Origin of the sequence: Variovorax sp. PBL-E5 (genome assembly GCF_901827185.1) — a bacterium.
GTDB lineage: Bacteria > Pseudomonadota > Gammaproteobacteria > Burkholderiales > Burkholderiaceae_C > Variovorax.
In genome coordinates this window covers 3,126,125-3,138,524 of the sequence record NZ_LR594671.1, presented here as the reverse complement: position 1 = coordinate 3,138,524, position 12,400 = coordinate 3,126,125, and the positions used below count along the sequence as shown (strand labels likewise).

General features: G+C 65.9%; 8 protein-coding genes. 2 read left to right on the top strand and 6 right to left on the bottom strand.

Annotation, left to right across the window (positions count from 1 at the left end):
- Positions 1 to 14: 14 nt before the first annotated feature.
- From treS to WDLP6_RS15245, 4 genes are all read right to left on the bottom strand, one after another.
- A complete protein-coding gene (gene treS, locus WDLP6_RS15260) occupies positions 15 to 3,353 on the bottom strand; it encodes a maltose alpha-D-glucosyltransferase (RefSeq protein WP_162593013.1) in 3,339 nt (1,112 codons plus the stop codon).
- Between the two features lie 8 nt (positions 3,354 to 3,361).
- The gene (locus WDLP6_RS15255) at positions 3,362 to 5,446 is read right to left on the bottom strand and encodes an alpha-1,4-glucan--maltose-1-phosphate maltosyltransferase (RefSeq protein ID WP_162593012.1); all 2,085 of its coding nucleotides are present in this window, start codon (positions 5,444 to 5,446) and stop codon (positions 3,362 to 3,364) included.
- Positions 5,439 to 7,328, bottom strand: coding sequence for a 1,4-alpha-glucan branching protein GlgB (gene glgB, locus WDLP6_RS15250; protein WP_162593011.1), 1,890 nt, complete (start codon positions 7,326 to 7,328; stop codon positions 5,439 to 5,441). The genes WDLP6_RS15255 and glgB overlap by 8 nt, the downstream gene beginning before the upstream one ends.
- A 118-nt stretch (positions 7,329 to 7,446) precedes the next feature.
- Positions 7,447 to 9,759, bottom strand: coding sequence for an ATP-dependent DNA helicase (locus WDLP6_RS15245; protein WP_162593010.1), 2,313 nt, complete (start codon positions 9,757 to 9,759; stop codon positions 7,447 to 7,449).
- A 253-nt stretch (positions 9,760 to 10,012) separates the two neighbouring features.
- Between WDLP6_RS15245 and WDLP6_RS15240 the strand changes: the two genes are divergently transcribed.
- Both WDLP6_RS15240 and WDLP6_RS15235 read left to right on the top strand, forming a co-directional pair.
- Positions 10,013 to 10,948 (top strand): hypothetical protein, encoded by a 936-nt coding sequence (locus tag WDLP6_RS15240; protein WP_162593009.1) that lies wholly within the window; start codon positions 10,013 to 10,015, stop codon positions 10,946 to 10,948.
- Positions 10,949 to 10,961: 13 nt separating this feature from the next.
- The gene (locus WDLP6_RS15235) at positions 10,962 to 11,300 is read left to right on the top strand and encodes a hypothetical protein (RefSeq protein ID WP_162593008.1); all 339 of its coding nucleotides are present in this window, start codon (positions 10,962 to 10,964) and stop codon (positions 11,298 to 11,300) included.
- Positions 11,301 to 11,340: 40 nt separating this feature from the next.
- Here the strand turns inward: WDLP6_RS15235 and WDLP6_RS15230 are convergent, their stop codons facing one another.
- Positions 11,341 to 11,874: a GAF domain-containing protein gene (locus tag WDLP6_RS15230; RefSeq protein WP_162593007.1), complete on the bottom strand. Its 534-nt coding sequence runs from the start codon at positions 11,872 to 11,874 to the stop codon at positions 11,341 to 11,343.
- 108 nt (positions 11,875 to 11,982) lie between these two features.
- Entirely contained in the window at positions 11,983 to 12,378 is a 396-nt protein-coding gene (locus tag WDLP6_RS15225; protein WP_162593006.1) for an FHA domain-containing protein, read from the bottom strand.
- Positions 12,379 to 12,400 lie beyond the last annotated feature (22 nt).

Sequence of the window (12,400 nt, the reverse complement as noted above, 5' to 3'; positions counted from 1 at the left end):
ATGGCGTCGTTCATTCAGCGCGGCGCGGCGTCGGCCGGCGCGGGCCGGTCGAGCAGCGCGAGGATGCCCTGCAGCGGCACCGGCACCCATTCGATGCGGTTGCCGAGTTCGTAGCGCAGTTCGTAGAAGGCCTTCTCAAGCTCGAACAGCTCGAGCATGTCGGGGTCGATGGCGCCGGCTGCCGGTGGCAGGCTGGCGGTGTAGCCGGCGAGGAAGGCGGTGCGCGTCTCTTGCTCCCAGGCGCGCACGGCGGGATCGAAGCGGGCCAGCTCGTCTGCGTTCTGCGCCGCGCGGCGCAGCGCGGTCCAGCGTGCGTAGTTGAAGGAGCGCAGCATGCCCGCGACGTCGCGCAGCGGCGAGCGCTTGGCGCGCCGTTCTTCCATCGAGCGCGCCGGCTCGCCTTCGAAGTCGATGATCACGAAGTCGTTGCGCGCCACCAGCACCTGGCCGAGGTGGTAGTCGCCGTGGAAGCGCGACTTCATGCTGCCGGCGCGGTCGACGCGCAGCGCGTCGATGCGGCCGCGGATGTCGGCCGCGCGCGCCAGCAGGCGCCGCGCATCGTCCTGCGACGCGGCGGGCAGGCCGTCGATGCTTTTCTCCAGCGTCGCGAGCGTGCCCTCGGCCTCGCTCTGCGCATGGTCGCGCACGGCGACCAGGTCCTCGGCCGTGAAGGTCTCCGGATCGAAGGCCGGATCGCCGGTGTGCCGCGCCAACGCGGCATGCAGCTCGGCGGTGCGCTGCCCGAGGATGCGGATCAGCGCGAGGAATGCGCCATGCGGATCGGCCGACATGCCGCCGTCGAGGTCGCGCAGCTCGGCCAGGAAGCGTTCGAGGTAGGCCAGCGTGTAGTCCCAGCCGTCGCCCTGGTTGGGCACGTAGGCCTGCAGCAGGCCGAGCGTCATCACGGTGCCGTCCTCGGCCGTGTATTCGAGCGCGCCGGCGACCGGCACGCAGTTCGGGAAGTCGACCACCTCGGTGAGGAAGCGGCCGATCTCCAGCTCGGGATTGATGCCGGGCCGCAGCCGCCGGTAGCCCTTGAGGAACAACTCATCGCCGATCGTGACCACGGTGTTGCTGCTCATCGCGCTCGGCCGACTGACGGGCAGCTCGGGCAGCTCGTCGAGGATCAGCTGGCGCCCGATGGTGGTCGGGCGGAAATGCATGCGGCCCTTGACGCTGGCCACCGTGGTGTCGCCGACGATGGCACGCACCACGGCGCGCGCGAAGGCCTCGTCGAAGAAGGCGTCGCCCATCAGGCCGACGTTGGCCTGCTGGCGGATCTTGGCGATCGCGGCCGGCGTGAGGCTCTTCATGCGTTCCTCGTCGCGGTCTTCCCACGCGAGCGCGAGCGGCATGAAGTAGGTGGATTGCTCCGGCGGTCCCTGCAGATCGAGCAGCGGCAGCATCCAGCTCTGGCCCTCGCTTTCCCAGATCGCGTAGTCGGCGACCTCGGCGCGCGCGATGGCCGAGCCCTTGGAGGCGTACCAGCGCTGCGCCTCGATGTGGCGCGGCAGCGTGTCGCTCTCGAACTGGAGGCGCAGCCGGTCGGCGAAGCCGATGCGCCAGGGCATCACGCGCTCCTTGAACAGGCTGGTCCAGCCGTCGAAGAGCACCAGCACCGGCCGGTCCTGCAGTCCGACCGCTTCCTGGTGCCAGCTGGGCATGTCGACCTCGTTGGTGAGCTTGAACCAGTAGAAGCCGTAGGACGCGAGCGTCAGCAGATAGGGCAGCTCGCCGATCGGCGGGAAGGAGGTGCGGCCCAGCATCTCCACCGGCACGCGGCCCTTGAAGGCCGACAGGTCGAGCTCGACCGGCTGCGCCGCGCGCGAGAGGTTGAACACCGACAGGATCACGTCGTCGTCGTGCTCGCTGATGCAGGCGAGGATCCTGCGGTTGCCGGGCTTGAGGAAGGTGCGCGCACCGCGGCCGAAGGCGCGGCTGGTCTTGCGCACGGCCAGCATGCGCCGCGTCCAGTGCAGGAGCGAGCTCTTGTCGCGCAGCTGGGTCTCGACGTTGACGGACTCGTAGCCGTACATCGGGTCCATGATCGGCTGCAGGTAGAGGCGCTGCGGATCGGCGCGCGAGAAACCGGCGTTGCGGTCGGGGCTCCACTGCATCGGCGTGCGCACGCCGTTGCGGTCGCCGACGAACACGTTGTCGCCCATGCCGAGCTCGTCGCCGTAATAGATGATCGGCGAGCCGGGCATCGACAGCAGCATGCCGTTCATGAGCTTGATGCGGTCCTTGTCGTTGTCCATCAGCGGCGCGAGGCGCCGCCGGATGCCGAGGTTGATGCGTGCCTGCACGTCGGCCGCGTAGGTGGTGTACATGTAGTCGCGCTCGCGGCTGGTCACCATCTCCAGCGTGAGCTCGTCGTGGTTGCGCAGGAAGATCGCCCACTGGCAGCCTTCGGGAATGTCGGGTGTCTGCTGCAGGATCTCGACGATCGGGTCGCGGTCCTCCTGGGCGATGGCCATGTACATGCGCGGCATCAGCGGGAAGTGGTAGGCCATGTGGCACTCGTCGCCGTCGCCGAAATACTCGCGCACGTCCTCGGGCCACATGTTGGCTTCGGCCAGGAGGAAGCGGTTCTTGTACTCGGCGTCGATGGCGGCGCGCAGCTTCTTGATCACCACGTGCGTCTCGGGCAGGTTCTCGTTGCTGGTGCCGTCGCGCTCGATCAGGTAGGGAATGGCGTCGAGGCGGAAGCCGTCGACGCCCATGTCGAGCCAGAAGCGCATGGTCTTGAAGACGGCTTCGAGCACGGCCGGATTGTCGAAATTCAGGTCGGGCTGGTGGCTGAAGAAGCGGTGCCAGTAGAAGGCCTTGGCCACCGGGTCCCAGGTCCAGTTGGACTTCTCGGTGTCGGTGAAGATGATGCGCGTGCCCTGGTAGAGCTGGTCGGTGTCGCTCCACACGTAGAAGTCGCGCTCGGGCGAGCCGGGCGCGGCCTGGCGCGCGGCCTGGAACCACGGATGCTCGGACGAGGTGTGGTTGATGACCAGCTCGATGATCACGCGCAGCTCGCGGCGGTGCGCCTCTTTCAGCATCTCGCGGAAGTCGTCGAGCGAGCCGAACTGCGGATGGATGTCCTCGTACTCGGAGATGTCGTAGCCGTCGTCGCGCAGCGGCGAGGGATAGAAGGGCATCAGCCAGATCGTGTTGACGCCGAGCTCTTTCACGTAGTCGAGCTTCTCGGCCACGCCCTTGAAGTCGCCGACGCCGTCGTTGTTGGAATCGAAGAAGGCCTTGACGTTGAGCTGGTAGATCACCGCGTCGCGGTACCAGGTGGGATCGTCCGAGGTGTCGATCTCGACCGTTTCGAGGGCGAGGTTGGGCAGGGGTGCGTTCATGGGGCGGCTCAGGCGTAGTAGTCGAAGTCGCGCTCGTCCCTTGTGCGGCGGCGCACGGCGAACACGTGCGCCGGCACGCGCCGGGGATCGAGCTGGATGAAATGGCGCGTGCCCTGCCAGACGAAGCGCTGGTCGGTCAGCAGGTCGTGCATCTGGAACGGGTGGTCGTGCGGCACGCCGACGGCTTCGGCGTCGAGTTCGAGCCAGCCGGACTGCGTGTTGTAGGGGTCGAGGTTGACGACAGTGACGACCACGTTGGCGCCGTCGGGCGACTGCTTCATGTAGGCGATCAGGCGGTCGTTGTCGATCGCGAGGAAGCGCAGGCTGTGGTCGACCTGCAGCGCCGGATTGGCATGGCGGATCGCGTTCACGCGCGCGATGAAGGGGCGCAGGCCCGCGCCGGCATCCCAGTCCCAGTGGCGCAGCTGGTACTTCTCGGAGTCGAGGTATTCCTCGCTGGCCGGACCGCGCGGCTGGTGCTCGAAGAGCTCGTAGGCCGGGCCGTACATGCCGTAACTGGCGGCCAGCGTCGCGGCCAGCACGAGGCGCGACTTGAAGACCGATTCCTCGCCGGTCTGCAGCGCCTCGTGCAGGATGTCGGGCGTGTTGGGCCAGGCGTTGGGCCGGAAATACTCATGGCCCGGTCCCTGCGAGAGCTCAGTGAAGTACTCGGTGAGTTCTTCCTTGGTGTTGCGCCAGGTGAAGTAGGTGTACGACTGGGTGAAGCCGAGCTTGGCCAGGCGATGCATCACCTTGGGCCGCGTGAAGGCCTCGGCCAGGAAGATGACGTCGGGATGCGCGCGCTTGACTTCGGTGATCGCCCATTCCCAGAACGCGAAGGCCTTGGTGTGCGGATTGTCGACGCGAAACACGGCCACGCCTTCGGCGATCCAGTGGTCGAGCACGCTCTTGAGTTCGCTCCAGAGCGCGGGCCAGTCTTCGCTCTCGAAGTTGAAGGGGTAGATGTCCTGGTATTTCTTGGGCGGGTTCTCGGCGTACTGCACGCTGCCGTCGGGACGCCAGCGGAACCACGAGGGATGCGCCTTCACGTAGGGATGATCGGGCGCGCATTGGAACGCGATGTCGAGCGCGATCTCCAGGCCTTGCTTGCGTGCGGCCTCGACGAGATGGCGGAAGTCCTCTGGCGTGCCGAGTTCGGCGAGGATCGCCTTGTGGTCGCCCTCGGCCGCGCCGATGGCCCACGGGCTGCCGACATCGCCGGGCTCGGTGACCAGGGCGTTGTTCTTCCCTTTGCGCTGCTCACGGCCGACCGGATGGATCGGCGGAAAGTAAAGCACGTCGAAGCCCATCGCCGCGATGGTCGGCAGGCGCGCCTCGACATCGGCAAAGGTGCCGTGCACGCCGGGCGTCGTGCCGGCCGAGCGCGGAAACAGTTCGTACCAGGTGCTGAAGCGCGCGCGTTCACGGTCGGCGACCAGCGGCAGCTCGGCGCCGAAGCGGGTTTCGAGGCGGCGATCGGGATGGCGCTCGGCGGTGGCGGCCAGCACTTCGTCGAGCGCGAGTGCCTTCAGGGCCAGCGCTTCCATGCCGGCATCGGCCGCGCCCTGTTCGAGTGCGCGTGCCCACTGGGCCAGCGCCTGCCGGTCCTCGCCCACGGCGCGCTCGGCAGCGGCGGCGATCTCGAGTGCGCCGACGCGCGCGGCGACGCGGATATCCTCGGGGTCGACGCGCCGCACCAGCTCGTTGCGCCACGAATCGAAGGCATCGACCCAGGCGACCACGGTGTAGGCATAGCGGCCCGGCGCGGGCGGCGTGAATTCCGTATGCCACTCGTCGTTCCACTTGAGCTTCATCGGCAACTCGTGGCGCGTGGCATCGCCGTCGCGCCACCACTGCAGCATCACGCGCAACGCATCGTGGCCGTCCGTGAAGCAGTGCGCGGTGATGCGCACGCTGTCGCCGGCGACCCGTTTGATCGCGAAGCGGCCGCCGTCGACGATCGGCAGGACCGCGTCGATGACGGCGCGCGCGCGGCCATCGGCAACCTGGATCGGCATGGGTGCGGGCGCGCTCGCTGCGGCGGCCTGGGTGGAGGAGGTGGTGGCGGGTGCGGGGCTCTCGGTCTTAGGCATCGGCGCTGGCCTTGAAGAAGAGGGTTGAAAGCGGAGGCAGGGTGAGCGTGAGGCTGTGCTTGCGGCCATGCGAACGCACCGGCGCAGCATCGACCGTGCCAAGGTTGCCCCAGCCCGCGCCGCCGAACGCGCGGGCATCGCTGTTGAGGATCTCGTGCCAGGTGCCGCCGCGCGGCACGCCGAGCACGTAGTTCTGCCGCGGCACCGGCGTCAGGTTGCAGACCACCAGCAGCGGCTGGCCGTCGGCATCCTTGCGCAGGAAGGCGAACACGCTCTGCGCATGGTCGTCGGCCTCGATCCATTCGAAGCCGTCGGGGCTGAAGTCGCGCTGGTAGAGCGCCGGCTCGCCGCGATAGACGCGGTTGAGTTCGCGCACCAATTGCTGCACGCCGTGGTGGCCCGGCAGCTCGGCCACCCACCATTCGAGTTCGCCCTCGTGCGTCCACTCGCGGCGCTGCGCGAATTCGCCGCCCATGAAGAGCAGCTTCTTGCCCGGATGTGCCCACATGAAGGCGAACAGCGCGCGCAGGTTGGCGAACTGCTGCCATTCGTCGCCGGGCATCTTGTTGACCAGCGAGCCCTTGCCGTACACCACCTCGTCGTGCGACAGCGGCAGCACGAAGTTCTCGCTGAAGGCATAGACCAGCGAGAAGGTCAGGCGATGGTGGTGGTAGCGCCGGTTGATCGGGTCTTCCTTCATGTAGGCCAGCGCATCGTGCATCCAGCCCATGTTCCATTTCATGCCGAAGCCCAGACCGCCCATCTCGGTCGGGCGCGAGACCTTGGGCCAGGCGGTCGATTCCTCGGCCACGGTGAAGGCATCGGGCTGCTCGCGGTAGACGGCGCGGTTGAGGTCCTGCAGGAAATCGATCGCCTCGAGGTTTTCGCGGCCGCCCCACTTGTTGGGAATCCATTCGCCCTCGTTGCGCGCGTAGTCGAGGTAGAGCATCGAGGCCACCGCGTCCACGCGCAGGCCGTCGATGTGGTACTGGCCGAGCCAGAACAGGCCCGACGAAATCAGGAAGCTGCGCACCTCGTCGCGGCCGTAGTTGAAGATGGCCGAGTTCCATTCCGGATGGAAGCCCTGGCGCGGATCGGCATGCTCGTAGAGGTGCGTGCCGTCGAACTCGGCCAGCCCGTGCAGGTCGCACGGAAAGTGCGAAGGCACCCAGTCCAGCAGCACGCCGATGCCGCGCTGGTGCAGGTGGTCGATGAAGTACATCAGGTCCTGCGGCGTGCCGTAGCGCGCGGTGGGCGCGAAGTAGCCCGTGGTCTGGTAGCCCCAGGAGCCGTAGAACGGATGCTCGGTGATCGGCATCAGCTCGACGTGGGTGAAGCCCATGTGCACCACGTAGTCGGCCAGCGCATGCGCGGCTTCGCGGTAGTTCATTGGCTGGCCGTCCTTGCGGCGCCACGAGCCCAGGTGCACTTCGTAGATCGCGACCGGCGCATCGAGCGCATTGCGCGGCCCGCGCTGCGCCATCCAGTCGGCATCGCCCCAGTCGTATTCGAGCGACCAGATGCGCGAGGCGGTGGCCGGCGGCGCCTCGGCGTAGAGCGCGAGCGGATCGGCCTTCTCGAGCACGCGGCCGTCGCGCGCGACGATGCGGTACTTGTAGGCATCGCCGCGTTTCGCGCCGGCGCTGCGGCCTTCCCACACGCCGGTGGCGTCGGGCCGTGCCGCGAGCGGATCGGCATCGGCGTTCCAGCCGTTCCAGTCGCCGATCACCGAGAGCGAAGCGGCGTTGGGGGCCCACACCGCGAAGTGGACGCCACCGGCGCCGGCTTGCGGATGAGCGCCCAGCTGTTGATAGAGGCGCGCGTGCGTGCCCTCGCGAAAGAGGTAGGCGTCGGTGTCGCCGAAACGGGAGGGAGGGGTCACGGCAGTGCGGGCTCCGGAGTGATGATAAGCAACCCCCTTTGCAGGGCCGCGAGCACCGAAGCGTACGCCTCAAAGCATGCCTGCCCTGTCGGACGGCGGCTCAAGCGCCGCGGGCGGCTCAGGCGGGGCTGCCGTCGCGCCAGAACATGGGCTGCATCCGCCACCAGTTCGGCAGCAGCTCGCGGATGGACGGCTGCGCGAAGCGGTCGTCGAGCAGGTACAGCACGCCCGCATCCTGCTCGGTGCGGATCACGCGGCCGGCGGCCTGCACCACTTTCTGCAGGCCCGGATACACGTAGGCATATTCGTAGCCATTGCCGAACAGCGACTGCATGCGCTCGCGCGTGACCTCGTTCGGCGCATTGTGCTGCGGCAGGCCCAGGCTGGCGACGAAGGCACCGACCAGCCGATCGCCCGGCAGGTCGATCCCTTCGCCGAAGGCGCCGCCGAGCACCGCGAAGCCGATGCCCGTGCCGCCCGGCACGAAGCGCGCGAGGAAGGCCTCGCGCTCGGCCTCGTTCATGCCGCGCGACTGGACCCAGATCGGAATCCGCGCATGGCGCAGCGCGAAGGCCTGCGAGGCCGCGGCCAGGTAGTCGAAGCTGCCGAAGAAGGCGAGGTAGTTGCCCGGCCGTTCGGCGAACTGCGCTGCGACGATGTCGGTCAGCACGCCGAGCGAACGCGTGCGGTCGCGCCACCGCGTCGAGACATCCATGGCCACGCGCACGGTCAGCTGCTCGCTGCGGAACGGCGATCCGACGTCCAGCGTCGCCGTGTCTTCGGGCAGGCCGAGCGTGTCGCGATAGAAGGAAAAGGGCGCGAGCGTGCCGGAGAAGCACACGCTAGCCACCGCGCCCGCGAAGCGCGGCTGCAGGAAGGGCGCGGGCACCAGGTTGCGGATGCAGAGCGTGCGTGCGCCCTCGGCGCGGGTCGACTCGAAGACGGAGTGCTCGCCGAAGGACTCCGACAACCGGGTGAAGTGCAGCGCGTCGAAGAAGAAGCGTTGCAGCAGGCCCTTGGAATCCGCGGGCTCGGCGGCGAAGTGATCGGCGATCGTGGAGACCGCTTCCTGCAGCGCGCGCAGGAACTTCGACGGGATCGCGTCGCGGGCTTCGTAGTCGGCGCCTTGTTCGTCCTGCAGGCGCTGCCACTCGTTGCCGAGGCGGCGCAGCGAAGGGCCGATGGCGCGCGGTGCCGTCCGGCGCACCGCATCGAGGACGCCGGCATCGAGCTCGGCGCTGTACATCGCGCGGGCGCGTTCGAGCAGGTTGTGGGCCTCGTCGACCAGCAGCGCGACGCGCCATTCCTCGTCCTTCGCGAGCGCATGCAGCGTGGCGCTGGCGTCGAAGTAGTAGTTGTAGTCGCCGACCACCACGTCGCTCCAGCGCACCATTTCCTGCGCGAGGAAGTAGGGGCAGATGCGGTGGGCGAGGGCGATGCGGCGCAGTGCCGCGCGATCGAGCCAGCCTGCGCGCACGGCTTCGCTGCGCGCCGGTGCCAGGCGGTCGTAGAAGCCGCGCGCCAGCGGACAGGCATCGCCGTGGCAAGCGTGCTCGGGGTATTCGCAGACCTTCTCGCGCGCGGCCAATTCGAGCACGCGCAGCGCGGTGCCTTCGCGGCCGAGGAGCCGAAGCGCGCGCAGCGCCACGGCCCGGCCAGAGGTCTTGGCGGTGAGGAAGAAGATCCGGTCGATCTTCTGCGCCTGCCGTGCCTTGAGCAGCGGGAACAGCGTGGCGACGGTCTTGCCGATGCCGGTCGGCGCCTGCGTCAGAAGGCAGCGCTGCGAGGCAGCCGCGCGATAGACGGCCTGCGCCAGTTCGCGCTGTCCCGGGCGGAAGCCTTCGTGCGGAAATGCGAGGGCCTGCAGGGCCGTGTCGAGTTCGGCGCGGTGTGCGGCCTCCTGCGCGGCCCAGGTCAGGAAGCGGCCGCACAGCGTCTCGAAGTGCGCGCGCAGCGCTTCGCGGGTGCATGTCTCTTCGAGGACGGTTTCCTTGTCGGCTGCCAGGTCGAGGTAGACGAGGGCGATATCGATGTGCTCGAGCGAATGCCGCTCGCACAGCATCCACGCATAGGTCCTGGCCTGTGCCCAATGCAGTGCGCGATGGTTGAGCTTGATGGCGTCGAAGTCGCCGCGGAAGGTCTTGATTTCTTCCAGCCGGTTGCGGCGCGGGTCGTGGCCGTCCGCACGGCCTCTGACGCGCAGGCCGCGGAAGGAAGACGAGAGCGCGAGTTCGCTCTCGTATCCCGCGCCCCGGCGGCCCTGCACCAACCGATGGCCGGCAGCGCCTTCCTGTGCGCTCGGCGAGGGCACGAAGCGCAGGTCGAGATCGCCGGCCTTCGCGCCGAAGGCGCAGAGCGCCCTGACCGAGACCGTGTGGGTGCAGGCGGTTCTGGTCGATTCGGGGTCGGAGGGCGCAGGAACAGCGGCCATGGGCTGCATGAATGGATGGGGTATCCGCTTGGCTCCCACCGAGCAAGCTACTGGATAAACATCCATATGTTAGCGACGAACCCGAAGAGCCGCTGCGCTTGGGGCGAGGGCTCAGAATGGCCAGGACCGGTCACCCGTGTCGCGTCGCCCCATACGCCCGGTGCCTCTCTTCGGCGATGGAAAGTTGGCTTTCTCCGCGGCTCGGGCCAAGGGCGCGCGTCGAATTATTGGGGATGTTCGATCGCGCTAAAAAATGGCAAACTTGCTCGGCGCGATTACCTTTGGCGCGAAGGAGGCAGTTGTGCCGAAAATGGTCGTTGTCAACAAGGATGCCAGGTTGTGGGCGTTTTTATTTGAGCGCGAAGGATTCGAGGTCGACCGTGTCGAAGAAATCGAAACCCTGGCCGAGGTATTCTCAATCTTAAAGAAGCCGTACGATCTGATCGCTGCGCGTCTTACCTTGCAAAACTATTGCGGTATTCGTTTTGCAGAATATGTTCACCGCCTAAGACTTCCGACGAAGCTCGTTCTCATGACAGCGAGTACCACCGTAGATGAAGTCGCGGTGTCGAAGTTCTTCGATGCTCGAATTGGAGGGGTTGCTGAACTGGAAGACGATGTCACGACTGTGAAGGAATTATTCGCACAGCCGCGGCGAAATGAATGGCTGGCTCCTGCCGAGATAGAACGAAATATCGATGCGCTCATGGGCGCTTCCTGTTTCGGCCATGGGACAAACCAGAAATTTTCCGGTCCGGCGGGGTATCGATATGGCGAACACTACAAAGGATCGAAGAAGGAAACTCCCACAGTCATTCATTATGGAAATCACTATGAAACCCATGCCAATGTCGTAGGGGTGGTCGGCGAAAATGCTGTTGCCAATGATTTTTCTCTTGGATGGGTTCCCGTAAGCGACGAGAGGCAGGCATATGCGGCTGCGCTCGAAGCAGAACTCAACGACCTTAAGTTCAGAGTCGGATACCTTTTCAAGAATTCATCAGAGGCCTTGATTGCTATCGAACGGATAAAAAAGGCGCAGCGTGCGGCTAAGCGCGGCGAACTGAATAATGTGGCCGAAAATTTGAAGGAATCCGATCTCATTTCAAATGCGGCAAATGAATACGGATACCTTGGTCAATTGATATTGATCAGGAACATCATAGACGGACATGTGCCCCGATTTTAAATCAGGAAAACCTATGCCGAATAATGTTTACAACACCACGGCTCAGTCCATTGGCATGATCGGAGAAAACGCCGTTGCATCAGGATTTCAAATAGGAAGCTCTGGAGCAGAAATAAAAACTCTTCTCAACGAACTGGAAATCCTCCGTGCCACTTTAAGCAAAATGGCGTGCTCCCCGGAGCACGAGATTGCCGTCGGACAGGTGGTACTGGCGCAGGATGCGGTAAAAGAAGGAAATTGGAAAAGCGCAGTTGATTATTTGCGAAAATCCGGGAGCTGGGTTGCCGATGTGGCCACGAAGATAGGCGTTTCCGTCGTTGCCGATATGATCAAGAAGACCACCGGCCTTTAAAAAACGGATACGCCCTATGTCTATACAGCGCAGGCGTCGATCAGGGTGAGCTTTCCTCTTGCCGGCGGGGCACCCGCACCGGATCGGCGCCGCGGCCGTGTGTCCGCAGGGTTTCACTCGCGGCCAGCACGTCGGCCACGTCCCGCATCAATGCGATGTCGATCTGGCCCGGATCGCGCGGCACGAAGTCGTAGTGGCACAGGGTGCCGAGCATGGCGCCGTTCGCGTCCATCACCGGCACACCGCAATAGGCGACCAGGGATTCACGCTCGGGACGATGCTGCAGGCGTGAATCCGTCAGCGCATCGGCGGTGGCGAAGGTCTGCTTGCTGTCGCGCACATGGCTGCAATAGGTTTCGGCGTCCGCTGTTCTTCGGGCCTTGATTGCGGTCGGGTTTTCGCGGTCGTAGTGCGCCACCGCGTCGATCACGCCGTTGTCGAAGCGGAAGACACCGATGAAGCGATAGTCGGTCAGCCTCAACAGGTAGGCCAATGCTTCGCGCACGCCCTCGGCCTGGAGCGTTTCCGAAAACTGGGCGAATGCGGCCTTGGTGGAAATGATCGGTAGCTGCATGGGGACTCGCGCCAAGGGGAGCCACAATTGTGTGCAGGTGTCACTGACGGCAGGCTGAACATTGGCGCCTGAGGCCTGGCGATGCGCCGGAGCCCCGGCGGCTTGCCTTCAACGTGCGAGGGGCACGGTGTCGGGCGCTTCGGCGCGCCGGTCGAGGTCGACCAGCAGTCCCGGGGGCGTCATGAGTCGCGGCGCCTCGACGGCCGTGATTTCCTGGTCGCCGCCGAGGAAGCGCATCTGGGAGCTTCCGATCGACAGCGTGTCGCCATGCGAGAGCGCCTGCGACGCCACCTTGACGCCGTTGACCTGCACGCCGTTGCGGCTGTTCAGATCCTTGATGGTGACCCGCGTGCCCTCCGTGATCAGGACGGCATGGAAGCGGCTGACCTGCTCATGGTCGATGACGATGTCGTTGGTCGAGGCGCGGCCGACTGTCGTCTCCGGTTCACGCAGGGCCACCTGTCTGGTGGTGGCCATGTCCGTCATCACAATCAGCTTCGGCATGCACTCTATCCCCCTCGGTTTC

Coding starts and splice junctions, on each gene's coding strand:
- treS (WP_162593013.1), bottom strand. CDS start 3,353: ATGAACGCACCCCTGCCCAACCTCGCCCTCGAAACGGTCGAGATCGAC.
- WDLP6_RS15255 (WP_162593012.1), bottom strand. CDS start 5,446: ATGCCTAAGACCGAGAGCCCCGCACCCGCCACCACCTCCTCCACCCAG.
- WDLP6_RS15245 (WP_162593010.1), bottom strand. CDS start 9,759: ATGGCCGCTGTTCCTGCGCCCTCCGACCCCGAATCGACCAGAACCGCC.
- WDLP6_RS15240 (WP_162593009.1), top strand. CDS start 10,013: ATGGCAAACTTGCTCGGCGCGATTACCTTTGGCGCGAAGGAGGCAGTT.
- WDLP6_RS15235 (WP_162593008.1), top strand. CDS start 10,962: ATGCCGAATAATGTTTACAACACCACGGCTCAGTCCATTGGCATGATC.
- WDLP6_RS15230 (WP_162593007.1), bottom strand. CDS start 11,874: ATGCAGCTACCGATCATTTCCACCAAGGCCGCATTCGCCCAGTTTTCG.
- WDLP6_RS15225 (WP_162593006.1), bottom strand. CDS start 12,378: ATGCCGAAGCTGATTGTGATGACGGACATGGCCACCACCAGACAGGTG.